Origin of the sequence: Microbacterium terrisoli (assembly GCF_030866805.1) — a bacterium.
In the GTDB taxonomy this organism is placed as follows: Bacteria; Actinomycetota; Actinomycetes; order Actinomycetales; family Microbacteriaceae; genus Microbacterium; species Microbacterium terrisoli.
In genome coordinates this window covers 1,026,593-1,051,604 of the sequence record NZ_CP133019.1, presented here as the reverse complement: position 1 = coordinate 1,051,604, position 25,012 = coordinate 1,026,593, and the positions used below count along the sequence as shown (strand labels likewise).

Here is a 25,012-nt window from a genome sequence, read left to right as displayed (position 1 = left end):
CTCTCAGAGACTCACGGGTAGATGCGGACAGGGGCGGATGCCGCATCCTGCGGCCACACGGGGAACGACGCGAGTGCGTCGGGGCCGGCGAAGGCGACGGATGCGTGCACCGCATGGTCGGAGAGCAGACGGTACGAGCGGCCGGCGGCCAGCTGCGCCGATGCCGTCTGACCGGGCCCGACGGCGATCTTCTGCGCCATGCCGCCGGCGACCGGCGTGACCGTCACAGACGTCGCGTCGCCGGCACCGACGAGCATGAGCACGGGGCTCGGACCACCGGGCACCGAGAACACCGTGCCGTCCTTGACGGGCGGCAGTGCCGGGCCCGCGGCCACCCACGAGAAATCGTCGCCCTTGCCGGTGCCGGTGGCCTGCCAGACCGCACCGACCACCGGCTGGTCGGCGGTGACGATCACCGAATAGTCCCCGGGCGCCAGGCTCCCCAGCTCCGCATCGACGGGAGATCCGGCCTCCAACGGCACCTGCAGCGCGGGTCCGGTGGTGCCGTGCTCGCCGATGACCGACACCGAGGCTGTGGCATCCTTCGCCGGCGACAGCAGTCGAACGATGCTGGTGGCATCGCCCTGCGCCTGTCGGGCGACCCGCACGCCGGTGATCACCTGCCTCTGGGCAGCCGCGGCCGCAACCCCGCTCTGGTCGAGGCCGCCGGGCTCGAGTCCGCGCACGATGCTGGACTGCAGCACGGCACGCACCGGTGCGCCCGTCGCCGTCACCCGCACGATCGGCGCCGCCTGCTGCAAGCCGAGGCCCGCCAGCGGCACCACCCGCTGTGTGCCGGGAGCGACGACCACATCGTTGCCGCCGCCGGACTGGTGCGCGCCGCCCTCGCCGAACAGAGTGAGATCGACTGTCGCCGGCACTGCTCCGGGATTGGCCAGCAGGATCAGATCGGCGGAGCCGGGCATGGTCGAGCCGGCGATCAGCCACGACTCCATCCGAGCGGGCGCACAGGCCGAGGCGGCGAAGCCGGCGAGATCCTCATCGGCGGCCGAGGCCGACGACGCGCCCGCCGCGCCCGGAGCGGTGCGGCCCTGCGCGGGCGTCAGCAGACGCACGGGCCCGGAGTCGCCGGACACGCCCGGCGTCTTCAGCGAGCTTCTCTTCTGGTCCTCACCCGTCGAGGTCACGCGGTCGCGCGCGACCTCCGTGATCTTCGCGGGCGCGTTCGCGTCACGTCCGATCGCCAGCAGCGGACCGGAGCAGGTGAGCATCGAGTCGGCGGAATTGGGAGCGACGACCTTCGCCGAGGGCGGCGATGTGTGAGACACCCAGCCGAACGCGACGCCGCCCGCCGTGCCCAGCACGAGCACGCCCGCGATGATCGCCCCGGCTGTGAGCCGGACTGCCGCGCTGAGGCGTGTCGCCGCGCCGGAACGGGGGTCGCCGGCGGCCTGCTGCGGTGTCGTCATCGTCCCTCCCGTCCCACCACGCGCGACTGGTGCCGCGCGCGTCGGCGCGAGGCGCCCGTCGGCACAGCCAGCAGCAGCGCCGCACCCACCGCGATCAGCTGCACGATCGCGATCAGCCGCGCGAGCCCATCGGTCGCCTCAGAGGCACCGGCACGCGGGGTCACGGCATCCGTCACCCGCCACAGAGTGCCCTTCGCGGTGCTGCCGACGGCATCCAGCCCCGACCGCTGGTCCAGAGCGGTCGACGCCGTCAGCCACCGCGCACGCGACGCGTCGGCGGCGGCATCTGCCGGGGCCAGCAGCACGAAGGCGACGCCGTCGCCGCGCAGACGCGCGACCACGTCGGACGAGGTCGGGGTCACCAGGTCCACCGCGAGCTCGGCGACGGCGTCGTCACCCGAAGACAGCGCAGTGCGGGTCTCGAGCACGGTGCTCTGCCCACCGAGCGTCTCGCTCTCGCCCCACACCACGCGCGCACCGACGGCACCCGAGGTCAGGGGCTGCAGCACGATGGTGCCGGTGTTCGCATTGCTGCGCCCTTCTGCGGTCACGAAGGCCGGGAGCGTCGAGGAGGGGCCGTCGGTCAGAGCCGAGGCGCCGCGCAGGTGCGCGGTCAGCACCGGCAGCGAGAAGACGATCAGCGCGAGCATCACCGCACAGGCGCCGAGCGCACGGGAGCGCCCCGCCGTCAGCGCGCGGTCAGCGTCGGGCGAACGATGCAGCGCGAACCCGGTGTCGAGGGCGATCAGGGCCGCAGCCGCCGTCCCCGCCCAGGCGAGGCTCAGCCCCGCTCCCGGCCAGATCGCGACGGCGGTGTCGGTGCGCGCGGCCACGGCGATGCCCACCACCACGAACGCCGTCGCAGTGCCGGTGGCCGCCATCGCGAGCATGGCGGTCGCCGCCAGCCACCGCCGCGTGAACAGCCCCATCAGCGCCAACACGGCGATGGGGGCGATCAGCACCAGCAGCCAGGCCGGTGCGAGTGCCACCAGCGCATCGCCGAACGCACCGCCGCGCAGCATCGCGCCCCACCCGCCGGGGTCCATGGTGGGCGATCCCGCCGCCAGCAGCGCGCGCCCGGCCGCGTCGGCGTGCGCCTGCGGCCCCGCCCACACCATGCCCGGGTCGGCCAGCAGCCCCCACGCGTCGCCGTTGCGCAGCTGCCGCAGCACGACCGGGGCGAACAGCACGATCGACGGGACCACCATCCATCCCACGCGTGCGGTGCCGCGCCCGCGCCGAACGGCGAACAGCACGACCAACCACACCGTCCACACCACGACCATCGCGGGGCCGAGGGAGGGTGCGCACGCCGCCACTGCGGCCAAGAGCAGGGATGCAGCCCCTGCGGCCCCCCACGATCGGTGTGCGACCGAGCCGGCGTAGAGCAGCCACGGCAGCAGAAGATGAACCAGCACGGCGGCCGGGCGGCCCTGCATGAGCGCCGCGAGGAACGTCGGGGCGAGCGCCCATACCACCGCACCGGTGATGCGCAGCACCGACCGGTCGGTCAGCCGCGTGGCGGCGAACCATGCCCCGAGCACGGCCAGCGGCAGCGCCAGCAGCCACAGCAGCACGATCGCCTTCGACGGGGAACCCGGCCACAGCGAACCGAGCAGGGCGATCACACTCGAGAACGGATCGGCCGGAGCGACCTCGCCCAGTCCCAGCGGGCGCAGTCCGTACGCCGCGTCGGCCCACAGACGCGCCACCGTCGAACGCAGTGGCGCGAGTGCACCGCCGCCGAGGGCGGGCCATACCAGAAGCGACGGGAACACGACCGCTGAGGCGATCAGTGCTCCCAGCACCGCCCATGCTCCCCCACCGGTGAAGAAGCGCAGCTCCTCGCGGCGCACGAGCTCGTCACGCACGTCGAGGTCGGGCCGAAGCCCTGTGCGCAGCTGTTCGCGTGTGATCCTCAGCGCCGCCAGCTGGCTCCACGGCACGTCCTGGGCGCGGCGGATGCGGGCCCGTGCCCGCCACAGGGATGGCAGCGCGATGACGCTGACGGCCGCTGCGGCCCATTCGGGCAGAATCCCCGCGGGGGTCTTCGCCACCAGCCGCACGACCGTGCGCCACAGCGCGACCGGCAGCAGCGCCAGCCACAGGAACGGCACTGCGACCGCGGGCGCGTAGGCGAGTCGGCGGTGCAGCTGCGCCCGGCTGACGGCGTACCGCATGCCCATGGTGTGCACGGGCGGCACTCCGGCGGGCCCTGCCACGCCGTCGCCGCGCACGGCGACCCGCGCAGCGGGCACGACATCCACGCGCCCGCCTGCGAGCCGGGTGCGCACGCCGAGGTCAAGGCCTTCATCGGCACCGGCCAACGCGGGGTCGATTCCCCCCACGCGCCGCCAGGCATCGGTGCGCACCAGCACGCCCCGAATGTCGACGCCCAGCACGTCTTCGGTCGCGTCGTGCTGGCCCTGATCGAACTCGTCGTCGGCCAGTCCGACGCTGCGCCCGAAGCGGGTCATCGTCACGCCGAGCGACACGATCCGGTCGCGTTCGTTCCACCGTACGAGCTTGGGTGCGGCGACCCCGACGGACGGTGCGACCTCGAGCGCGTCCGACAGATGCGCGAGGGCGTCGGGTTCGGGGACGGTGTCCTGCGCGAGCAGCCAGAGAGCCTCGGCGGTGACGTCCCGTGCGCCGCGGTTCGCCGCGGCGGCGAAGCTCGTCGAGGCAGGCAGGGTCACCACGTCGGTGGCGCCGGATGCCGCGGCCGCGGCGACGACGTCGGCGTCGTCACCGCACAGTACGACCGTCAGCGCCGCAAGCGGCGCGGTCTGGTCTTTCATCGCGGCCAGCGCCCGTTCCAGACGGTGCGCCGCGGGAATGCGTGCATCGGGGCGCACCACGATGATGGCGTGTACTCGAGCGGGCATGACCCGGTCAGCCTAAGCGCCGCCCCCGCCGTGCAGCGCTCGACGCGCCGACCCCGCGGCCGTTGCATCAGTGCAGCGACCGCGGCGGGTCGGAGCCGGCCGACGCTCGGCCTCAGCTGGCGCGACGCTTGAGCTTGCGGCGCTCGCGTTCGCTGAGACCCCCCCAGATCCCGAAACGCTCGTCGTTGTGCAGCGCGTACTCGAGGCACTGATCACGCACCGGGCATGATGCGCAGACACGTTTGGCGTCGCGTGTCGATCCCCCCTTCTCAGGGAAGAACGCCTCTGGGTCCGTCTGCGCACACAGGGCGTCAGCCTGCCATGCGAGCGGATTGTCTTCTTCTACCGGTGGCCGAATGCCCGGCACTCCCAGCTCGATCGGATCGACATACCAATCTGCGGGAACGCCTGAGCGGTACTGTGCGCCCGTCATCTCGTTCTCCTACCTGCTATCCCCCCACGCGATGCGTGCTTGCAGATAATTACACAGGTGTCATTCGAGATGGTCAAGTCGCAGATACTAAAGCCTCATCTCGCAGTTGAACCTTCGCGACGCGCCGAGGGTGTGTCGCGATCCATAACGAACTGGTCACGACCCCGCAGATGCACCTGCGTTCGGCAGGCCGGCCGGCTCCCGATTTCACAGGGCTGGCACGATACCCTGAATTCCACCATGGCCGTGAACTCGAAGCACCCTTCCGCGCCCGCGCCGTCGGCGCCCGTGCGTGAGAAGACGCGGCACATCATGCTGCGCGGCTGGTGCATCCTCGTGCTGTTCCTGGCCCTGTCGGGCGTGTCATGGGTCAACGCGTTCGGCAATGATGTCGCGGTCGCCATCACCGCGCTGTCGGCGGTGGTCTCGGCCGTCCTCTGGTTCCTGGTGCGCCCGCCGGTGAACTGGCGCCGCCTGCCGTGGCACGTGGCGGCCTACCTCGCTTGGGCGGGACTGTCGATGTTCTGGTCCGCATGGCTGGGCGTGTCGGCGCTGACGTGGGCGCTGCTGGTCATCACGACGCTGCAGGGGCTGTTCGTGGCGGCCATCCTCACGTGGCGTGAGGTGGTGCGCGCCATCGGGTCGGCCCTGAAATGGTGCTTGGGCCTGTCGCTCCTGTTCGAACTGGTGGTCGCCGTCTTCGTGCGCGGCCCGGTGCTGCCGGGCTTCATAATCCCCGACGAGCACGGTCTTGACCCCATCGTGTTCTGGTGCCGCGGCAACCTGTTCGACGGCGGCCGCATCCAGGGCATCTTCGGCAGCGCCAACCCGCTGGCGGCCGTGTGTCTGCTGGCCATCATCGTCTTCGCGATCCGCATCGCCGACCGCGCCCCACGGCGCATCATGTTCGGCGTGTGGATCGTCGTGGCCGCCTATCTCATGTACCGCGCCTCCTCGGCCACGATCTACCTCGCCGCGGTGGGCGTTGCGGCCGTCCTGATCGCGGCACTGGTCATGCGCCGCGCCGACACGCCCGGGGCGCGCACCCCCCGCTACATCGCGTTCGCCGTCATCGGGGTGGCAGGCCTTGCCGCGGCCTGGTTCGCGCGCGACACGATCTTCTCGCTGCTCGGCCGCTCATCGACCCTCACCGGTCGCGGAGGCATCTGGCAAGACGTGATCGACCGCGCAAGCCAGCGCCCGGTGGTGGGCTGGGGCTTCGCGACGCCGTGGATCCAGGCCGACCCGCACTTCGACGGCTGGATCATCGACCACGGCCAGTCGGTCCTGCAGGCACACAACGTGTGGCTCGACGTCTGGCTGCAGCTGGGCATCGTCGGCATCGTGCTGCTGGCGCTGCTGTACCTGGCGTTCCTGTGGCGCGCGTGGTTCTTCGCCGTCGACCGCCCCCGCTGGGATCTGCGCGCCGACCGCCCCTACTCGCCGCTGACGCTGCTGCCGACCCTGGTGGGCACGCTGCTGCTCGTGCAGGGCCTCGCCGAGTCCGAACCGCTGCTGCTGTGGGGCTGGATGTTCGTGGCCATGCTCGCCTTCAAGATCAAGCAGTCCCCTCACGTGGGGGTCGGTCCCATCGAGCAGCGGATGGCGATCGAGCGCGGTGAGCCGATCGCCGAGTCCGCAGGCAGAGGGCGCTGAGCCGGTGACCACTCCCCACCCGCCCCGCTGGCTGCCCGAGCTGCTGCGGTCGGCAGGCATGGCGCGCGCCTTCACGCTGGCCACGTTCGCGACGGTGTTCGCCTCGTACGCGATCCAGTGGATCGCCGGAGTCGTGACGTTCATCACGATCGTCAGCGGGCTGTGCGTCGTAGGGGTCGGGATGCTGGTGGCCCGACGCCGTGAGCTCTCGTTCCTGCGGCTCGTGCCCATCTCGCTGCTGGTCTTCGTGAGCTGGCTGCTGCTGAGCCTCATCTGGAGCACCTCCCCCGCCGACACCCTCACCGGCTGCGTGGCCCTGCTCGGGGTGGCGGTGATCGCCATCGTCATCGGCCATGTGCGCGACACCCTGCAGACGGTGCGAGCGCTCGGCGACGTCATGCGCTGGCTGCTGTCGATCTCGCTGGCCCTCGAGATCGTGATCGGCATCCTGATGCGCACCCCCGTGCATTGGTTCGGCATCGCCGGCAACATCGCGCAGCTGGGACCCGTCCAGGGTCTGTTCAGCAGCCGCAACATGCTGGGATTCGTCGCGGTGATCGCTCTGGTGACCTTCGTCGTCGAGTGGCGCACGGCATCCATTCGACCGGGCCTTGCCGTGTTCTCGGTCGCCGTGGGCGGAGTGCTCGCGTTCCTGAGCGGTTCGCCCACGGTCCTGGTGGTCGCCGCCGCCGTCGGCATCGCCACCGCCGCCCTCGCGCTCGTGCGCCGCGTGCACGCGCACGACCGTGTCGCGGTGCAGTGGGTGCTCGGTGGCATCGTGGCGGTGGGGCTGGGCACCGCCTACATCCTGCGCCACCAGATCATCGCCGCGGCCGGGTCGGACTTCTCGATCCGCGCGAACCTGTGGCGCGTGCTCTCGGTCTATGTGCGCTACCACCCGGTCGAGGGTTTCGGCTGGTTCGGCACGTGGCCGGTGGAGCAGTACCCGTTCGTCTCGATCAACTTCACGCTGGGCAAGCACTACACCACGGCGCTGAACGCCTATGCCGACCTCGTGCTGCAGGTCGGCTGGCTCGGGCTGTTCCTGTTCGTCGGGATGGCCGGCATCGCGCTGATCCGCTCCTGGCTGGTCGCCGGCGAGCGCCGCGCCACGGTCTACGCCTGGACGCCGCTGGTGCTGGTGGCGCTGCTGTCGAACTCGCTGTTCGAGAGCTTCACCCTCTCGGGCGCAGGCTGGCTCGTGCTGGTGGTGTGCGTCGTGCGCGCCGGTCAGTCGCGATCGTGGCGGGAGCGGATGGATGCCGTGGCCGCCGACGATGCGCAGCTGCCCGACATCGCCGAGGGCAACGCCGACGACGAGTGACGGCGGTCTCGGGCGGTGGTCAGGGTGCGGTCAGGGTGAGGTCAGGGTGCGGTGAACAGCGGGGCGCACGTCGGCGCGATCGAGACCGGCGTGGTGGTCACCGTCGGCGTCGTGCGCGCCAGCAGCGGGCCGAGCTGGCCCTTGGGCAGCTTCACCGTGAACGACACCGTGCGGGTCTGCTCGTGCGGCACGAAGATGCGCACGACCTGCGCCTCGTGTCCGTTCTCGACACCGCTGCGCCGCCCGTCCCACGCGTCGCCCTGTTCGGGGTCCATCTTGGTGATCTCGGCTCCCGGCGGGGCGGAGAACATGATGTCCTGGACGAAGTCCTCGCGCGGAATCTGGTAGCGCTTGTTGCGGATGCCCAGCTGATAACTGGTCAAGCCGGTCATCGGCACGCTGTTGGCGATCGTCAGCGACGTGGTCACGGTGCGCTTCGCGACGTCGCACGTGACGTTCATCGACGTCTTCATGAAGAACTCGAGCTTGCTGTAGGCCGCGTCGTTGATGTAGATGCCGACCTCTGTGGCCTTCTTGTTGTCGACGGTCATGGTGCCGTCCATCTTCATCTCGACGGCCATGTTCTGCTCCGCTTCGCGTGGGAACCACGCGTACAGCCGATGCTCACTGACCGAGGCGCCCAGCTGGTCGAGCATCTTCGTGATGTCCCAGTCACCCGACGACAGCTTGAGGAACACCCGGGCGGCGACGTCGCTGAAGAAGGCGTCCTGGTTCGTATTGCCCTTGTAGCGGATGTACGCGTCATACAGCAGCGCTTCGACCACATTGTCGCTGGTCAGTTTGCGCCCGTCGGCGGTCTTGATCGGGCCGGTGACTTCGAGCATGTGCGAGAGCACGACCGGATCCAGCGAGATCACGCCGTCGAGCTCGCCGCCGGTCGTGTTGTGCCACAGCGCCGCGAACGCCTCACCGGTGGTCGGGAAGTTCGGGGTGCGGCTGAAGTTGCCGAACCCTTTGAACGTGTCGGCTTCGTAGATCGACTGGGTCTGCTCCGGCGGGAAGATCACCTGGCGGTCGCGTGGGAACGTGAACGTCGAGGTCTGCTCCTGCAGCTTGAGGTGGCCGTTGTCGACGTTCACGATCGCTGTCGCCGCAGGCAGGCCCCCGGTGGCGCGGGATTCCGCATTGTTCTGGAAGATCAGCATGTAGGTGCGAGGGCCATCGGCGCCGGCGACCTTCAGCAGCGTGGGCAGGTAGTGCTGCACGTCTTTCAAGACCGGCCCGGCCTGATCCATGACATCGAACAGTGAGCCGATCGCACTGTCGACGAACGGCAGCAGCGAGGCGCGGTCCACCCCGTCGAGCTTCGTCTTCGCGCTCGCGAATGCCGCGTTGATCTCGGGCAGCGACGTGGCGGCCTTCTCGATCGGTTCCAGGTCGACGCCACCGCCGCTGACCGACATCTTGTCGATGCGCAGCGAGCTGAGCAGCTTCACCCCGGCAGGCAGCGCGCCTTCCGCGAGGATGCTGGTGGCCTCGGTTGCCCGACGCACGGCATCGACGTTCTGACCGACGAGAGGGATGCCCGAGGCCATCTGCCAGAGCGGGCCGCGAACGGTCGAGTTCGCGTCACGCGTCAGCTTGAGGACGTTGTCTCCGACGGCGTCGATCTTTGCGGAGTCACCGCTCTTGACGTAATGACCCAGCGATGACAGCTCGGACTTGGCTGTGAGCAGATCATGCTGCACCGTGATCGCCTGGACCCCGAACACACCAGCGATGATGCCGATGCCGCCGACGATCACCAGAGGTGTGATCCACGGCCAGCGCCGTCGCCGAACGCGCGCCTCGTGTGAACCGATGCGGTCCACGCGGTAGCGTCCGGAGGTGGCGGGTCTGGGCACCAGAAGAGGATACCGGGAGCGGCTGTGCCTCGTCCGTGAGCGCGCCGGGAGGGCGCCATCAGCGCCACCGTTAGGATCACGGAGGGCGACCCACGTGCCACGACGAGACAGGAGCGACAACCGAGATGAGCTTCCTCCGAAGTGTGCTGCGCCGCAGCCGAATCCTTCAGAGATGGCGTTTCGGCCCGTATTCGATCGCCTACCAGGTCGTGTCCAAGCTCACGCGCGTGCGGCCCGACCGCGTCGTCTTCCTCTCGGATTCCCGCGCCGACTACACCGGGAACTTCCGGTTCCTTCGCGAAGAGATCGCGCGGCAGAGCCCGGATGCCGAGATCATCGGCCTGTTCAAGCGCAGCATGCGGGCGCGGAGGCCAATCCGCGACATCCTGCGCCTGCCCTGGTACACCGCCACAGCACAGACCATCGTGCTCGACGACTTCTACCCCCTGATCTACCCGTTCCGCATCCGCCCCGAGACCCGGCTGCTGCAGGTGTGGCACGCGGCCGGAGCCTTCAAGCGCGTCGGGTACAGCCGCGAAGGCCTGCCGGGCGGCCCGACCCCCGGCTCGATCATCCATCGCAACTACACCGACGCGACCGTCAGCAGCGAGGCCATCCGTCCCAACTACGCCGAAGCGTTCGGCATCCCCGAATCACGTGTGAAGGCGCTCGGCGTGCCGCGCACCGACATCTTCTTCGACGAACAGGCCGTCGCCCAGGCCAATCGCGAGGTGCGCGCACGCTACGGCATCGGCGACGACACTCGGATCGCGCTGTATGCGCCGACCTTCCGCGGCAACGGCCAGTTGACCGCGACGTTCGACTATGACGCGATCGATTGGAAGGCACTCGCGGGCGAACTCGGCGATGGCTGGGCCGTGATGGTGAAGATGCATCCGTTCGTCTCGCCGCTGGCTGTGGCCCGTCCCGGAACCGAGGGCGTCATCGACGTCACCGCCGATCGCGAGATCACGCGTCTGCTGATGGCCGCCGACGTGCTGATCACCGACTACTCCTCGACGATCTTCGAGTACGCGCTGCTGCGCCGCCCCATCGTGTTCTTCTGCCCCGACCTCGAGCAGTACACGGCAGACCGCGACTTCTACTACCCGTTCGCCGACTACGTCACCGGTCCCCTGGTCACCGACGGCGCCGATCTTGCCGACGCGATCCGACATGCACACCATGGAGCCGACCAAGAAGCGTTCCTGCAGCGTTTCATGGGTGCGTGCGACGGCCACTCGACCGAGCGGATCACGCGCGAGCTGATCCTCAACCCGCGCTCGACCGGTCGCCCCGAAGCGGCGGCTCCGGGTGGCAGCGCGCCGGCCCCGACGCGTGTCGAGAATGCCATGGGGCTGCGCCTGATCGTGGCCCACGCCGCCCGCATCGGTCTGAACGTCGCGTACGCTCCGCTGCGCCTGCTGCCGCGCCGACGCAAGGTGGTCATGATCAGCCGCGAGCACGAGTCCGTGCCGGACGACTTCGTCGATCTGAAAGCCGCCATCACGCGCGCGGACCCGTCGGTGGAGGTCGTCACGCTGGTCAGGATGGTCCCTCCCGGGGCACTTGCGAAGGTCGGCTACGCGTTCCACATGCTCACGCAGCTCTACCACGTCGCGACGTCCCGCGTTCTCGTCATCGACACCTATGCGATGGTGGCCAGCCTGCTGCGACACGGCCCAGAACTGACGGTCATCCAGATCTGGCATGCTCTGGGCGCGTTCAAGAAATTCGGACTCAGCATCCTCGACCACGATGAGGGACGCGATAGGCGTCTGGCGAAGGCGATGCGCATGCACCAGGGCTATGACCTCGTCCTCGCCAGCGGTGAGAGCGCCCGCGCACCGTTCGCCGAAGCGCTGGGCACCCCGATCGACAACGTCATCGCCGCTCCCCTCCCCCGGGTGGACAGACTGCTGGACCCTCAGCGGCGCGAGCAGACCCGTGAGCGCATCTTCGACATACACCCACACCTGCGCGGCGCGCGCGTGGCAGTGTTCGCTCCGACGTTCCGGCTCGACGGCACGGTGACGGTGGATGCCACGGCTCTGGCGCGCGCGCTGGATCAGGCGGACATTCATCTGGTCGTGAAGGTGCATCCGCTGATGCCCATCGACTTCGGGCCGGAGGTCGACACCGCACCGGGATTCACCACACAGGAACTGCTGCAGGTCGCGGACCTGTTCATCACCGACTATTCGTCGGCGCTGTACGAAGCGGCCGTGCTCAGCATCCCCTGCTATTTCCTCGCACCGGATCTCGATGCGTACATCGCATCACGCGACTTCTACCTCGACTACCGCCGGGATCTGCCAGGGCCGATCCTCCGTGACCTCGACGCGCTGATCGCCGCGATCGAAGCCGGCGAGGGCACCCATGAGCGGTCCGTGGCGTTCGCCCAGCACTGGGTCGGCACCCCTCCGATGGACGGGTCGACGACGCCGTGCGCCGATGCGATCGCGCAGCTTGCGGTCGCCGCGGTCCGCCCTCGCCCCCGGTCCGGCACCGGGCGCGACTGAGCCGCCCCCGTAGGATGGTGGAGCGCCCCGCTCCACCATCCTGAAGGAATCCCGATGTCTGCACCGACCCGCACGGTTGCCGTTGTCCTCGCTGGTGGAATCGGGGTGCGTGTCGGACTCGGCATCCCGAAACAGCTCATCAAGATCGCGGGAAAAGCCATCGTCGAGCACACGCTGGAATCCCTGCAGGCGAGCGACCTCATCGACGAGATCGTCGTGATGATGAACGCCGCCTCGATCAGCGAACTCGATCACCTGCTCGCGGGGGACCGCTTCTCGAAGCTGAGTCGCATCCTGCCCGGCGGCGAGACGCGCAGCGACACGACGCAGCTGGCGCTGGCGGCACTGGACGGCGATGACACGAAGGTCCTGCTGCACGACGCTGTACGTCCGTTCATCGACGACCGCATCATCCGCGACTGCGTGGACGCGCTGGAGAGGTACGACGCGGTGGACACGGCGATCCCCTCCGCCGACACCATCATCAGGCTCGGCGAGACCGGGCACATCGACGACATCCCCGACCGTGCCCGGCTGCGCCGCGGGCAGACACCGCAAGCCTTCCGCCTGGGCACGATCCGCCGCGCCTACGAGCTCGCCCGCCAGGACCCGCAGTTCCGCGCGACCGACGACTGCGGTGTCGTGTTCCACTACCTTCCCGAGGTGCCGATCTTCGTGGTCGAAGGCACGGCCGAGAACATGAAGGTCACCGAGCCGATCGACATCGACATCGCCGACAAGATCTTCCAGCTGCAGTCGGCCTCGCTCGCGCTCGACACCCGGCCTGAGACACTGCCCGACCTACGGGACAAGACTGTCGTCGTCTTCGGCGGCAGCTACGGAATCGGCCAGAGCGTGGTGAACCTCGCCGAGGGTGCCGGGGCGCGGGTGCATGAATTCAGCCGATCCACGACCGGCACCGATGTGCGCAGCACCGACCAGATCACCGCGGCACTCGACGCCGTCGCCGCCGCCGACGGCCGCATCGACATCGTTGTGGTCACGGCCGGCCTGCTGCGCGTGCAGAGGCTCGCCGAGGCGCCCTTGGACAGCCTGCTGGAGACCATCGATACGAACCTCATCGCACCGGTCGTGATCGCCCGCGCGGCCTTCAGACACCTCGAACGCAGCCGTGGGCAGATGCTGCTTTTCACCTCGAGTTCGTACACACGCGGGCGCGCCGGCTACGGCGTCTATTCTGCAACCAAGGCCGGGGTCGTGAACCTCACCCAAGCGCTGTCAGAGGAGTGGGCAGGATCGGGCGTGCGCATCAATTGCATCAATCCGCAGCGCACGCACACCCCGATGCGCACGAGCGCGTTCGGCGATGAGCCCGCGGGCAGCCTGCTTGCCGCGGACGACGTCGCTCGGGTCACCCTGAATGTCGCCGCGTCCGAGCTGACCGGTCAGGTAGTGACGGTCAAAGTCGCCGCCATGCGTCGCGGCGGCGTCACCGCTTAGTGCGATCGGGGCGCGTCAGACGCGCTCGCGCAAAGGTGCCTCGTTCTGCAGCCGCTCGAACATGAGGTCGTACAGTTCGACGACATGGCGGTGCTCACGGCGCACCTCATCCAGCTGCGCCTGCAGATCTTTGACCTGCTCCTGATAGCCGAGCAGGATCTCACTCGTCGTGGCATCGTCGTCGAGCACCGAGAGCTGCTTGAGCCGCCCGTACGCGGTGGGAGCGATCTTCTCGGCAAGCGAGCGCAGAAGTTTTCTCATGACACATTCTCCGGTCTCTCGGTCGTCCACGCTTGTCCGATGCTTCGCGAGGGCACGGCGACGATCTCCGCCGTCACATATCGGCGCCAGCCGACTTCGGACTTGCGCAGGCGTGTGCGAACGCGTTGGGCGGCCAGGCCGCTCTCGGCGAGCTCTTCGTCGAACTTGTCCAGCCCGTAGTCCCACGTCCGCGGGTCGGCGCGCTCGTATCGGCTGCTGCGGTGCGAGTCGAAGCTGACCACCGCGCGCATACCGGGGGTGAGCAGAAGTTTGAGCAGCAGGTAGACATTCATGCGGTTGGCGAACGTGAGGCCGTGCAGCACGTCGCTGATCAACACGTGCCAGCGCGCGCCGCTTGCCAGCAGATCCGTGCCGAGCGCGAGCAGTGCGGCCCGGTCGTTCGCGTTGACCCGCTCGTAGCGCACTCCGTGCTCGTCATTGGATGTCGCGACCCGCAGCGCTTCGAAGCTGAAATCGACACCGACCACCGTGTGTCCGGCGGCGGCAAGCTCTTGGCCCCATCGGCCGTCCCCGCAGCCGAGATCGAGCACGTGGCTGCCTGCGGGGAGCTTCTTCTTCATCCGCGCGACAGCACGGGCTCCGGCAGTCGATCCCAGTGAACGCTCTTCGCCCTGCCAGTGCTTCTCCCAGAAGAACCGGCCACGGTTGAACACGCCGAACCAGCTGTCGAAACGATGCTTGGTGCCGGGATCGACGACGAACTTGAACGTCGGGTCGGGGATGCGCCAGCTCTCGCCGTACGCGTAGGCCAGCCATGCCTCGGGGTTGGCGGGAGCGGGCAGCGGCACACCGCCGATGACGATGTCTTTGGTGGGCACCAGGTCTTCGCGCGTGACCTCGGATCCGCGCAGAGCGAACGGCTGACAGTAGAGGCCTTTGTGGAAGAAACCCGTGAAGATGTCGATGTAGTGGTCGACCTGACCCTGCGCGTCGAAGAACACGAGCTCGAGGTGGGCGAGGCTGTGGCGGACCACCGTGTAGCCCGCTGCGCTCAGGCGCCGCTCCATCTCGTAGCTGATCCGCCCGAGCTCTGCCGGGTCGGTCGCATCGGAAAGGAATGCGAAGTCGATGTCGTCATCGTGCGGCAGCAGCTTGCCGCCGCGGACCATGCCCAGCAGCATGCCGCCGACGAGGTACAGCGGGTAGCCCCACGCCTTCATGTCGTCGGCCAGCCGGGCGCCGGAGGCGACGAGCCGTGAGGCGACGTCGTCGCTGCTGCCGCCGAGCACGGGGCCCAGACGGTCCCACTTGGTCATCGCGAGCCACTGCCCGCGCTTGTCGGTGATCTGCAGCCGCCTGCGCGAGAGGTCGAATTGAGCGCTCTTCGAGGCGAGCGCACGCCCGGTCGCGGTTTCGACCACGGACACCTCAGACCGACCGGTCAAGCGCCTGCGAACCGGTTCTGGCCACGCGAGGGTGATAACGCCGTTCTTGGCGTCGGGGATCGCCGTCGACCACACCCGATGACCATCGAATCGGACGTCGACGGCAGTCGCTCCCTGCAACTCCGACTCCGTGAGTTGCAGAACTCGGCGACCGGTTTTCACTCGCCCCATCCTACGGCGTCGGTTTCAGCAGCCCCTCAGCCCACGCACAGCGTCGGGTTCCCACCGCCATGAGACTGCTCTCATGGCACCGCACCGCACCGAGGTCATACCGAGGTCATCTGCGCAGGCCGAGGCGGCGCAGCACTCGTCCGCCCGCCCTGCGCACGCGCTGCACGGTCGATGTCGCCGGCTTCTGTGAGACCGGGCGGCCCCGCTGCAACGACGCGCCGTCCGAACCTGTGCGCACGTCCCACCATGCCGCACCGTCGGGCGTTCGGTCGCCGATGCGCAGGCGCACCTGGGCCGGCGCCGCCGCGAACCGCAGCACGACCGACTGTCCCTCCATCGCGAGCACGCCCGGCAGCGCCCCCTTCGGCTTGCCGTCGCCGCCCACCGTCGCCACAGAGACCGGGATTTCGCCGGAGCCGGTATGGACGCCCTCCAGAGTCACGATGAGAGCGCCGCCCTCGACCCGTGCGGTCTGCGGCCTCAGGCGTCGCACCGCTTCGGCGCTGTCGTCGGCGTGGGCTGTGACGAATCCATCCTTGTTCACATAGGCGAGCCGCACGTGTCCGTCATGCAGCGAGACGGTTGCGGTGTGCGGGGCGCGCAGCTGTGTCTGAGTGATCGTGCCGCCAAGGTTCGTGCGCACGTTCAGATCCCAGGTATCTGCTCCCACAGCAGAGCCGAAGATCGCGGACGTGACATCCAATTCGCCCGAGAGTGTCGCTGTCAGCCCGACGCGCCCGGAATCAGCATCCGGCGCCTGCACATGTGCCCGCGACGACAGCATCCACACCACACGCGACTCGCGCGAGCGCATCCCCAATTCCACGGTCGCCGACGCGATCTCCTCGGTCACGTCACGCAGGTCTGCCGGGATCGCCTCGGCCAGCACCTCAGGCAGGCGCTTGAGGACGCGCCCCGCGGGGCTGTGTTCGAAGTCGTGGCGGCGCCCATGCGGGCTGGACCACTCGACGTCGGCTTCGACGCGAAGCGTATCTCCGTCCCAGCGCAGCGACGTCGTGGTGCCCCAACCGGGGATGGTCGGATCGGCCTGCGGCAATTGCTCGAGCAGCACGCGACGATCTCCCGCCAGCAGATGCGCGCGCATGCGCCCCGAGGCGTTCAGCGCGTCGTCGAAGCGGCGCAGGTCGAAATCCTGCTGCAGTCGGCGGCAGCTGTCATAGATCAGGTCGCGCTCAGCCTGGCCGCGGCCGGAGAAACGCGTATCGAACGAGGCGATGATCCGCGACCGGTACTGGTGTCCCATCAGCTGCCGGTGCTGCTGCGCGAGCGCGGGACCGGCGAGATCTGTCTCCGTCGTCTCGAGCACACGCCGCAGCCACTGCCAGAACTCGGGGTTCGAGCGCTGGAAGCCGGTCGAGCCGCTGCCGCGCGTCGTGAACCAGTGGTAATAGGGAACCGAGGCCAGCACCGACATGACCCGCGCGTGACGCATCACCTTCACGTTGAAGAAGATGTCTTCCCACATGACTCGCCCGCCTTCGGGAAAGCGGATGTCGTGCTCGATCAGGAACGCGCGTCTGTAGAGCTTGTGCGGGTTCATCGGAATCATGGGATGTTGGCGCGTCAGCCCCAACGCCTGTCCGAGGTCTTCGCGGTAGAGATCGATGGCCCATGCCGCGTCATGCGTGCGCGCCTCTTTGCCCGAGAGCACGTCTGCCGAGTTTGCTGCGGCGAACTCATAGCCCCGTCGCAGCGCATCAGGGTACAGCTCGTCGTCATGGTCCATGAATGCGACGTACTCGCCTCGCGCGAGGTCGGTGCCGATGTTGCGCGGCCGCGACGGCCAGCCGGAGTTCTCGATGCGTTCGACACGCACGTGCGGCCGCGTGCGTGCGACCTCCTGCAGACGTGCGTACGTGTTGTCGGGCGATCCGTCGTCGACGAAGATCACCTCGAACTCGTCGGTCGAAAGCGTCTGCGCGTCGATCGAGGCGACGAGCCGATCGAGCCCTTCTTTGGGCCGATACGTCGGAATGACGACGGAGACCTTCAGCACGGTGTGACTATATCCTGACAGGGTGTCCGGCTCGGTCGACTCCGATCCGGTCAGGCGCGGCCGACGACGATCCGCGGGGTACCGGCCCAGGTCGCGGCATCCGTCGCGTTGCGCCCGTCGACCAGCAGCTTGATCCCCGGCAGGTCCGCCGGCGCCAAGGTGCGGTAGTCGGCATGATCGGTCTGCAGCACGGCGAGATCGACCGGGCCGCCCAGCGCGTACGGCTCGAAGCCGAGCGCCCGCAGCTCGTCGTCGTCGTACAGCGGGTCGTGCACGACGACGTTCGCGCCGCGTGCCTTCAGTGCGTCGACAGTCGGGAACACGCCCGAGAACGCGGTCTCTTTCACGCCGCCGCGGTACGCGGCGCCCAGCACCACGGCCGTCATGCCCGACAGGTCGCCGAGCAGATCGGCGGCACGCGCGATGAGCCGCTCGGGCATCGAGGCGTTCAGTTGGCGTGCGGTGCGCACGATCTCGGCGTCATGGTCGGTCGACAGGTACAGGCGCGGGTAGACCGGGATGCAGTGGCCGCCGACGGCGATGCCCGGCCGATGAATGTGGCTGTAGGGCTGGGAGTTGCAGGCTTCGATCACCTGGTAGACGTCGATGCCGTTGTCGGCGGCGAACAGTGCGAACTGGTTTGCCAGGCCGATGTTGACGTCGCGGTACGTGGTCTCTGCCAGCTTGGCCATCTCGGCCGCCTCGGCGGTGCCCAGGTCCCACACGCCGTTGGCGCGCGGCAGATCGGGGCGCTCGTCGAACTGCAGCACCGCCTCGTAGAACTCGCGGGCGCGCTGGGCGCCCTCGTCTGACAGACCGCCGATAAGCTTCGGGTACTTGCGCAGGTCGGCGAACACACGGCCGGTCAGCACCCGCTCGGGCGAGAACACCACGTGGAAATCGGTGCCTTCCACCAGACCCGAACCCTGCTCGAGCATCGGCTTCCAGCGGCCTCGGGTCGTGCCCACCGGCAGCGTCGTCTCATACGAGACCAGGGTGCCGGCGGTCAGATGCTGGGACAGCGACGTGGTCGCGGCATCCATCCACCCGAAGTCGGGCTCCCACGTCTCGTCGTTGACGAACAGCGGCACGACCAGCACCACGGCGTCGGCCCCGGGGATCGCCTCTGCGTAATCGGTGGTGGCACGCAGACGTCCGGCCGGCACGAGCTCGGTGAGCTTCTCCTGCAGCTGCGCCTCACCGGGGAACGGCTCGCGCGCCGCATTCACCGCCTCGACGGTGCGTGGATTGACGTCGACCCCGATCACCTCATGCCCGGAATCGGCGAACTGGACGGCGATGGGAAGCCCGATCTTTCCGAGGGCGACGACGGCGATACGCATGAATTCAATTCTACGGGCGCGCAAAGCAGTCACTGGCCGCTGACGGTCGCACCGGCCAGAGCGGTCAGCTCGCCGTGAGCACCTCGACCACACGCTCGGCGGCGTGGCCGTCGCCATAGGGCGCGGCATCCGTCGGCGACGGCTGCGGGCGGGTGACACCGGCGGCGATCTCGGCAGCGGTGCCGGCCAACACGTTCCACCCGAGATCGACGGTCTCAACCCACTCGGTCTCAGTGCGCACGGTCGTGCAGGGAACGCGCAGCAGGAACGCCTCCTTCTGCAGGCCGCCCGAGTCGGTGACCACACCGGCGCTGTGCAGTGCCGAGGCGATCAGCTCAGGGTAGGCCAGCGGCGCATGCGCGATCAGTGAACCTTGGGTGAGGGGGATGCCGTGGGCCGCGGCGCGCGCGACCACACGCGGGTGCGCGAGAAGGACGACAGGACGATCGAGCCCGCCCAACCCCGCGGCCACCTCTGCGAGTCGGTCCGGCTCATCCGTGTTCTCGGCGCGGTGGATGGTGGCCACGTAATGCTCGCCCGGAGTGAGGCCGAGTTCGGCCACCAGGGGCGACGGACGCCCTGCCACCTCGTCGCGCACCGTGTAGAGCACGTCGGTCATCACATCCCCCACGAGCACCGTGCGTTCGGCGAGACCCTCATCGATGAGGTGGTCGACGGCGACCTGCGTGGGCGCCAGCAGAAGGTCGGCCGCGTGGTCGGTGAGCACGCGGTTGTGCTCTTCGGGCATGCGGCGGTTGAAGCTGCGCAGCCCGGCCTCGAGGTGCGCGACCCGCAAGTGCATCTTCACGGCGCTCAGCGCTGCGGCGATCGTCGAGTTCGTGTCACCGTAGACGAGCACCCAGTCCGGCCGATGCTCGTCGAACACGCCGTCAAGGGCACCGAGCATGGCCCCTGTCTGCACCCCGTGCGTTCCGCTGCCCACGCCCAGGTGCACGTCTGGGGCAGAGATGCCGAGATCCTCGAAGAACACGTCCGAGAGCATCGGATCGTAGTGCTGCCCGGTGTGGACGATGACGTGATCGACCCCGGCGGCCCGCATGGCCTGGTCGATCGGGGCGAGCTTGACGAACTGCGGGCGCGCGCCCACGACACTGACGATCTTCACGATCATCAAGCTTACGGAACTGCGACCGGAGCAGTAGCACCATGCCCATGCGACGGCAAGGGCGCCACAGACAGTGCACTGAACGACCCCCGGAGTCAGGTCGCCGACAGCGCCCTGAGAATGTCTCGCTCGGCCTCGACATCAGCGGCGGACGAAAGGGCCGCGGCCGCACGGTCAGTCGCCTGCTTGAAGCCGGCGACCCGATCCGGGGACAGCCCGCGAATCGCCTCCGCAAGGTCTGCCGGCTCAAAACCCGAGGCGACAATGCCGAGGCCGTGCTCGTGAATCAGCCGATCAGTTTCGACCGCCGGCCCGAAGACGATGCCGAGCCTCGCCTGCACGAAGTCGAAGAACTTGTTCGGCAGCATGAGGCGGTGGTTCGGCGTCTGCGGCGGCAAGAGGTATACGCCCAGATCGAACGCATTCAGCGCCGCCGGTAGTTCCGCTGGTGCGACGGCCGGGTGCAAAGTCGACCGCGTGCTGGCGTCGATCCTCTCGACGAGCCGGCGCCAGTAGTGCTCCGCCTGACGCGACGGCACGAGAAACAGGTCCAGCGTGTATCCCTCACCGAGTTCCTCGACGGCGTCGACGATGGCCTCGATGTTCCGCCCAGGGACCGCGCCGCCACTGTGCACGAGCCGGATCACACCGTCGCGCATCGGCGACGGCGACAGATCCGACCGGTACGCGATGGCGTTGCGCACGACGGATGCGGTGACGCCGTAGTCAGTGAGATACAGCTTCGCGATGGATTCGTTCACGGTCGATGCGGCGTCGACCCGTGGCAGATACGTGCGACAGACCCAGTCCATGAACGGTGCGACCAGCAGCCTCCAAGACAGCACGTGCGTGCGCTCGGCCGGCGCCCACTCATGCAGATCACACCAGATCTTGGGCGAGCCGCCAACACGAAAGGCGAGCGGGAGCGATCTTGCCTCGTTCGCGACGACGATATCGAACTCCCGCCCGGCCAACGATTGCAATGCCGCGACAGTGGCTGGAGCCTGTAGCTCAACAGACGCGAAACGATGCAGGATCAGTTTCGCGACGCCTGCCCACGTTTGCGGCAACGACGGGAGCGACTGGTCGATCTCGATGTGTTCACTTGCACGCTCAGGACGTGGGCCGTACGAAAGAGTCGTCACGGCGCCATACTCGGCGAGGACCTCGAGCTGGCGTAGCACTCGCGCGTCCGACGAAATGTCAGAGAACGAAACGCAAAGGATTCTCGGTCCGCTGCTCATCCGACAGCCCTCCCTGATCGAAGCTCCATTATGAGGAAGTCTGCGAACTGTGCACTGTCCCGTGCGCAAAGAATCCGTGAACGAGTCATCCAATCACTTCCTGGTAGTGGGCATCCAGCTCGTGGGCACTGCCTGCGAGGCTGCGGTTCGCGACGACCCAGTCTCTCGCGCGCGCGCCCACAGCTGCCCGCTCGGCGGGTGCAAGCGCGAGGAACTGCCCCAATACGTCCGACAGAGCGCCGATGTCGCCCTCCGGCACGAGCACGCCCGTGGTGCCATCGTCGAGCATCTCTCCGGCACCGCCCGAGTCGTACACGACGACGGGCACGCCGCACGCCTGGGCCTCGAGCGTGACCAGCCCCGCGGCCTCGCGCCATGCGCCGTCCTTCTTCGTGGGCAGTGCGAAGACCGTGGCTGCGGCGAGTTCGCGGCGAACGCCCTCGCGGTCGAGCCCCCCACGCACGCGGATGTGCGGGTGTTCATCGGCGGCAGCCTCGGCCACAGCCCGCAGCGGCCCGTCACCGACGAGGACGAGTTCGTGCGGTCGGAGGGCGGAAAGAGCGATGGAGGCTTCGATGAGGTCGCGCGTGCCCTTCGCTTCTTTCAGCGCGGATACCGCGACGATGCGCGGCACCCGGTCAGACCTTGCCTGTGCCTCGGGCCGATAGATCTCTGTATCGACCCCCTGGTAGTGCACCGCGACCTTGGACGCGTCAGCTCCGGCTTCCATGGCCTTGCCCGCGAGGTAGCGGCTGACGGCGAGTATTCGATCGGCGTGATCGAACGCGCGGGCGACGATCCGCTGATGCCTGCGCAAAATGGTTCCTGCCACACCCGGGCGTCCGTGCGCGTCGGTCAGCGGCAGGTAGACGTCAGCGCCGTGCACGGTCAGGATCAGCGGGACAGCGAGGCGCTCCGCGGCAGCCACCGCCGCGCCGGACAGGTTCGCGAAATGCTGATGGACGACATCGGGTCGCCACCGGCGGATGGCCGACGCGACCCGACCGCCCAACAGCGGCGCGATCCGTTCGCGCCTGGCCCAGCCCAGGCCGGCCGTCAGACCGAAGAAGCGGCTCGCGTCGAAGACGTCCAGCTGCGAAGTGATGGCCGCATCGGTGATCTCGGCCGCAGCGGCGAAGAAGCGGAAGTCGTGCACGCCTTGCAACGCGAGCGCATGCTGCACAGCGAAATAGGTCGGCGGCACGGCGAGCGTGTTCTTGGCCAACGCAACCCTCATCCGGCCTCCCTCCCATCCACGATCTCGCGCAGCTGATCGATGCGGGGATCCAGCTGACGCGAACGCGCGTAACGGCTAGCCCATTTCTGCGCCTCTGCGCGCTGTGCGCCGGTCTGCCGCAGAGCGAGCGCGGCACCCGCGATGATCGCATCCGCGACATCCACCGCCGCGAGCGACCGAGCGCCGACCCAGGCAGGCGAGTCTGCCAAGACCTCGGTGGCGGCATTGCCCGGGTCGTGCACCGATATCACCGGGACTCCGGTGGCGGCGTACTCATAGACCTTGCCGCTGGTGACATACCGTCCGGACCCCAGTGCGAGGATCAGCGCATCGAAGCCGGCGTAGACCTGCCCGATCGTGGCTTTACTGACCGGGCCGGCGAATTCGATCCCGTCCCCGCCGTCACCCAGCGCGCCAAACGAGCCTCCATTCGCGCCGAAATGTCCCGAGTACCCATGGATGACCAGGCGGGCGGTCGCGATGCGTTCGTCCCGGCTGCGAGCGAGGCGCCACCCAGCGATGAGAGCGTCGATCGGCACCTGAGTGGACACCGTCCCGATGTACCCGAAGACCAGCTGACGCTCACGATCGGCGCGTACCGGAACGGCCAGCTGCGCGTCGTACTCCTCGTAGCCGTTGGCCACGACACGGGTCTTCGCGGCGATCGACGGAGCCGCGGCATCGTGCCACTGGCGGATCGCTTCGTTGACGAACCACACCTCGGACGCGTCTCGCTGCAGCCGACGCTCCCAACGGCCCGCCCGAGACGCAGGGCGGTGCAGCGTACGGCCCGAGAACACGTCGAGGCGCCACGCGTCGCGGTAGTCCATGATGTACGGAACACCGGCGTGCCGGTGCAGGAACGCGCCCGGGATGAAATCCACGTTCGGGTTCGCGGTGCCGATCGCGAGATCGACGCGGTGTCGAGCGTGCACGTCTCGCGCTGCTCGTTCCAGCGCCAGCCGCCACCTCCCGTACGCGCGCTCCGGAAAGCGCACCAGATCGTGTCGCCAGTCCAGCGCCGCCCACACCTCGGGGACGCGTGCCCGCATGCGGGGCCAGGTGTCGATGCCGGACTCGAACGCCGGCGTCGCGACGGGAACCCGCTCGACGACGACACCCGGATGCACGCGCTTCTCGAGCTCGAGATCGCCTCCGGTCGAATCGACGAAGAGGCTGCGCGGCACGGTGAGGACGGTGACATCCCATCCCTTGCGCGCGAACGCGTTCACCGTGGCCAGGGCTCGGTACACGCCCCCCGCCCTGCTGGGCGGGAACCCCCACGCCGTGTACAGCAGGTGCGGCCGACGGGATGTCATCGCAGCCGCTCGATCGCGGCACGCGCAGCCGGGTAGCCCGACACCGCGAGTGGGCGGCGACCGTGCCGCCGCGCACGTGCCAGCGCGTTCCAAGCGGCGAACGCCCCGTCACGTTCGGGCGCCACGAGCAGGTCCGCCGCCATCGCTGCCTTCGCGACGTCGGCGGAGCGCCGCGCGGCGCGCCAGAAGACGGCGCCCCGGTCGAACGGGCTGACACGGACCAGCGTGCGCAGTGTCACATGCACGTCCGCAGCGCGAGCCACCCGGTCCGCGAACCGGTGCGGCGGCAGCCCGATGCGCCGCGAACCTTCGTGTGAACCGGCTCTCCAGCACACGACGACGATGTCGTCGTCTGAAGTCAGTTCGGGAAGCGAGTTCTCCGTGAAGGAGTCCGCGGGAGAGAAGACGACGACGCGCATCAGCCGATTCTCTCATCTGAGGGTGCCACCGACCGAGACCCCGGCGAGGCGAGTATCGGAGCGGCCCACCCGCGCGTCGGAAAGCGCTGCACAGTCACCCCGAGCACTTGGTCGGCACGGGTCATATCGGCCCAGCAGACACTGGGTCCGCCGCTGCGCTCCACATACGACGACGATGGCACGGCAAGCCGCTGGATCAAGTCCCGGGTGGAGACGGCGACACCCGCACCGGCATTCAGCACACGATATCCTGCGTGGCTCGCGGTGAGGGATGCCACCAGGAGAGCGACGACATCACTCTGATGCACGTAATCCCGAACGAACGCATCGGGGCCGACGAGGGTCACCGGTTCGGCCTCAGAGGCTCCGATCAGTCGGCTGACGAGCGAACCGGGAAAGTCCGGCCCGACGACGTTGAAGATCCGCAGCGTCAGAACAGATGCCTCGGCGCGATCGGCGGACATCTGCTGGAAGATCGCCTCGCCCCGCAGCTTGGAGACACCGTACGGGTTCTCGGGCGCTGCGACAGAATCCTCACGACACGCCGTGGCGTGCGCAGTGCCGTAGACGGCTGCAGACGAGACGAACACGCTGTGCGGCACGTTCGCCGCACGAACAGCCTGCGCGACAGCTCGATCCATCAGTGCATTCCGATCAATGAGATCCTCACCGCGCAGCATCGCGGCCAAGTGGACCACGACATCCGGCCGAGCATCGGCGATGACGCCGGCCACCGCCGTCGCCTCACTGAGATCGACCACGACGTCGTCGAAATGTACCGCCGGCGAGCGACCGAGCGAGATCGCGCGCACGCCCGCAGCACGCAATCTGTCCACGAGAAGGCGCCCGATGTGACCGCGACCGCCAGTCACCAGGACTGTGCGGGGCAA

18 protein-coding genes are annotated in these 25,012 nt (G+C 68.6%); 4 read left to right on the top strand and 14 right to left on the bottom strand.

Annotation, left to right across the window (positions count from 1 at the left end; translation table 11 throughout):
• Positions 1 to 11 precede the first annotated feature (11 nt).
• The 3 genes from QU603_RS04405 to QU603_RS04395 all read right to left on the bottom strand — a co-directional run bounded on the left by QU603_RS04405 (position 12) and on the right by QU603_RS04395 (position 4,751).
• Positions 12 to 1,430: a DUF5719 family protein gene (locus QU603_RS04405; RefSeq protein ID WP_308493281.1), complete on the bottom strand. Its 1,419-nt coding sequence runs from the start codon at positions 1,428 to 1,430 to the stop codon at positions 12 to 14.
• Positions 1,427 to 4,318 carry a glycosyltransferase gene (locus QU603_RS04400; protein ID WP_308493280.1) on the bottom strand — a complete coding sequence of 964 codons (2,892 nt, stop codon included), beginning with the start codon at positions 4,316 to 4,318 and terminating at the stop codon, positions 1,427 to 1,429. The genes QU603_RS04405 and QU603_RS04400 overlap by 4 nt, the downstream gene beginning before the upstream one ends.
• 112 nt (positions 4,319 to 4,430) lie before the next feature.
• Positions 4,431 to 4,751 carry a WhiB family transcriptional regulator gene (locus QU603_RS04395; RefSeq protein WP_308493279.1) on the bottom strand — a complete coding sequence of 107 codons (321 nt, stop codon included), beginning with the start codon at positions 4,749 to 4,751 and terminating at the stop codon, positions 4,431 to 4,433.
• A gap of 240 nt (positions 4,752 to 4,991) precedes the next feature.
• Between QU603_RS04395 and QU603_RS04390 the strand changes: the two genes are divergently transcribed.
• Together QU603_RS04390 and QU603_RS04385 are read left to right on the top strand one after the other, a co-directional pair.
• Complete coding sequence (locus QU603_RS04390; RefSeq protein WP_308493278.1) at positions 4,992 to 6,407, top strand: O-antigen ligase family protein; 1,416 nt, start codon at positions 4,992 to 4,994, stop codon at positions 6,405 to 6,407.
• Positions 6,408 to 6,411: 4 nt separating this feature from the next.
• Complete coding sequence (locus QU603_RS04385) at positions 6,412 to 7,731, top strand: O-antigen ligase family protein (RefSeq protein WP_308493277.1); 1,320 nt, start codon at positions 6,412 to 6,414, stop codon at positions 7,729 to 7,731.
• 41 nt (positions 7,732 to 7,772) lie between these two features.
• Here the strand turns inward: QU603_RS04385 and QU603_RS04380 are convergent, their stop codons facing one another.
• Positions 7,773 to 9,596 (bottom strand): DUF4012 domain-containing protein, encoded by a 1,824-nt coding sequence (locus tag QU603_RS04380; RefSeq protein ID WP_308493276.1) that lies wholly within the window; start codon positions 9,594 to 9,596, stop codon positions 7,773 to 7,775.
• A 125-nt stretch (positions 9,597 to 9,721) separates the two neighbouring features.
• Between QU603_RS04380 and QU603_RS04375 the strand changes: the two genes are divergently transcribed.
• Positions 9,722 to 12,118, top strand: coding sequence for a CDP-glycerol glycerophosphotransferase family protein (locus QU603_RS04375; RefSeq protein ID WP_308493275.1), 2,397 nt, complete (start codon positions 9,722 to 9,724; stop codon positions 12,116 to 12,118).
• Between the two features lie 54 nt (positions 12,119 to 12,172).
• Positions 12,173 to 13,579, top strand: a complete 1,407-nt coding sequence (locus tag QU603_RS04370; RefSeq protein ID WP_308493274.1) for an SDR family NAD(P)-dependent oxidoreductase — start codon at positions 12,173 to 12,175, stop codon at positions 13,577 to 13,579.
• Between the two features lie 15 nt (positions 13,580 to 13,594).
• Here QU603_RS04370 and QU603_RS04365 read toward each other — a convergent pair whose 3' ends face one another.
• The 10 genes from QU603_RS04365 to QU603_RS04320 all read right to left on the bottom strand — a co-directional run bounded on the left by QU603_RS04365 (position 13,595) and on the right by QU603_RS04320 (position 25,012).
• A complete protein-coding gene (locus tag QU603_RS04365) occupies positions 13,595 to 13,840 on the bottom strand; it encodes a hypothetical protein (RefSeq protein ID WP_308493272.1) in 246 nt (81 codons plus the stop codon).
• Positions 13,837 to 15,222 carry a class I SAM-dependent methyltransferase gene (locus QU603_RS04360; protein WP_308493271.1) on the bottom strand — a complete coding sequence of 462 codons (1,386 nt, stop codon included), beginning with the start codon at positions 15,220 to 15,222 and terminating at the stop codon, positions 13,837 to 13,839. The genes QU603_RS04365 and QU603_RS04360 overlap by 4 nt, the downstream gene beginning before the upstream one ends.
• 301 nt (positions 15,223 to 15,523) lie before the next feature.
• Complete coding sequence (locus QU603_RS04355) at positions 15,524 to 17,434, bottom strand: glycosyltransferase family 2 protein (RefSeq protein WP_308493270.1); 1,911 nt, start codon at positions 17,432 to 17,434, stop codon at positions 15,524 to 15,526.
• Positions 17,435 to 17,484: 50 nt separating this feature from the next.
• Positions 17,485 to 18,777, bottom strand: coding sequence for a nucleotide sugar dehydrogenase (locus QU603_RS04350; protein WP_308493269.1), 1,293 nt, complete (start codon positions 18,775 to 18,777; stop codon positions 17,485 to 17,487).
• 64 nt (positions 18,778 to 18,841) lie between these two features.
• The gene (gene wecB / locus QU603_RS04345) at positions 18,842 to 19,903 is read right to left on the bottom strand and encodes a non-hydrolyzing UDP-N-acetylglucosamine 2-epimerase (protein WP_308493268.1); all 1,062 of its coding nucleotides are present in this window, start codon (positions 19,901 to 19,903) and stop codon (positions 18,842 to 18,844) included.
• Positions 19,904 to 19,998: 95 nt separating this feature from the next.
• Positions 19,999 to 21,048, bottom strand: a complete 1,050-nt coding sequence (locus tag QU603_RS04340) for a glycosyltransferase family protein (RefSeq protein WP_308493267.1) — start codon at positions 21,046 to 21,048, stop codon at positions 19,999 to 20,001.
• Between the two features lie 184 nt (positions 21,049 to 21,232).
• Positions 21,233 to 22,384 carry a glycosyltransferase gene (locus QU603_RS04335; protein ID WP_308493266.1) on the bottom strand — a complete coding sequence of 384 codons (1,152 nt, stop codon included), beginning with the start codon at positions 22,382 to 22,384 and terminating at the stop codon, positions 21,233 to 21,235.
• Positions 22,381 to 23,703 carry a glycosyltransferase gene (locus QU603_RS04330; protein ID WP_308493265.1) on the bottom strand — a complete coding sequence of 441 codons (1,323 nt, stop codon included), beginning with the start codon at positions 23,701 to 23,703 and terminating at the stop codon, positions 22,381 to 22,383. The genes QU603_RS04335 and QU603_RS04330 overlap by 4 nt, the downstream gene beginning before the upstream one ends.
• Positions 23,700 to 24,122, bottom strand: a complete 423-nt coding sequence (locus tag QU603_RS04325; protein ID WP_308493264.1) for a hypothetical protein — start codon at positions 24,120 to 24,122, stop codon at positions 23,700 to 23,702. Before QU603_RS04325 ends, QU603_RS04330 begins: the two co-directional genes overlap by 4 nt.
• Positions 24,122 to 25,012: an NAD-dependent epimerase/dehydratase family protein gene (locus QU603_RS04320; RefSeq protein ID WP_308493263.1), complete on the bottom strand. Its 891-nt coding sequence runs from the start codon at positions 25,010 to 25,012 to the stop codon at positions 24,122 to 24,124. Before QU603_RS04320 ends, QU603_RS04325 begins: the two co-directional genes overlap by 1 nt.

Bases quoted from the DNA above. Each gene is read 5' to 3' on its own strand.
- QU603_RS04405 (WP_308493281.1), bottom strand. From the start codon at position 1,430: ATGACGACACCGCAGCAGGCCGCCGGCGACCCCCGTTCCGGCGCGGCG.
- QU603_RS04400 (WP_308493280.1), bottom strand. From the start codon at position 4,318: ATGCCCGCTCGAGTACACGCCATCATCGTGGTGCGCCCCGATGCACGC.
- QU603_RS04395 (WP_308493279.1), bottom strand. From the start codon at position 4,751: ATGACGGGCGCACAGTACCGCTCAGGCGTTCCCGCAGATTGGTATGTC.
- QU603_RS04390 (WP_308493278.1), top strand. From the start codon at position 4,992: ATGGCCGTGAACTCGAAGCACCCTTCCGCGCCCGCGCCGTCGGCGCCC.
- QU603_RS04375 (WP_308493275.1), top strand. From the start codon at position 9,722: ATGAGCTTCCTCCGAAGTGTGCTGCGCCGCAGCCGAATCCTTCAGAGA.
- QU603_RS04370 (WP_308493274.1), top strand. From the start codon at position 12,173: ATGTCTGCACCGACCCGCACGGTTGCCGTTGTCCTCGCTGGTGGAATC.
- QU603_RS04365 (WP_308493272.1), bottom strand. From the start codon at position 13,840: ATGAGAAAACTTCTGCGCTCGCTTGCCGAGAAGATCGCTCCCACCGCG.
- QU603_RS04350 (WP_308493269.1), bottom strand. From the start codon at position 18,777: ATGCGTATCGCCGTCGTCGCCCTCGGAAAGATCGGGCTTCCCATCGCC.
- QU603_RS04335 (WP_308493266.1), bottom strand. From the start codon at position 22,384: ATGAGGGTTGCGTTGGCCAAGAACACGCTCGCCGTGCCGCCGACCTAT.
- QU603_RS04330 (WP_308493265.1), bottom strand. From the start codon at position 23,703: ATGACATCCCGTCGGCCGCACCTGCTGTACACGGCGTGGGGGTTCCCG.
- QU603_RS04325 (WP_308493264.1), bottom strand. From the start codon at position 24,122: ATGCGCGTCGTCGTCTTCTCTCCCGCGGACTCCTTCACGGAGAACTCG.